The 234-nt window shown below is 56.8% G+C and carries 1 protein-coding gene; it reads left to right on the forward strand.

All coding sequences use genetic code 11. The features are described from left to right. A partial coding sequence (locus tag ACPYOJ_RS36880; protein ID WP_481420616.1) for a hypothetical protein occupies positions 1-204 on the forward strand: 204 nt, incomplete at its 5' end. Positions 205-234 lie beyond the last annotated feature (30 nt).

The following is a 234-nucleotide window of genomic DNA, read 5'->3' on the forward strand; positions in this document are numbered from 1 at the left end:
CTTAACCCGGCAGATGCCGCGAAGCTTGGCGTTAACGCGGGTGCGAACATCGCCTTTAGCTATGATGGCCAGACAATCAGCTTGCCGCTGATTATCTCCGAAAGTCTGACAGCAGGGCAGGTGGGTCTGCCGATGGGTATGCCAGGCATCGCGCCGGTACTGGCGGGTGCGCGTCTTGATAATCTGCAGGAGGCAAAAGCATGAGTTGGTTAACGCCGGATCTTATCGACATCC

This window comes from Rhizobium sp. SVR5-9E (genome assembly GCF_056755095.1).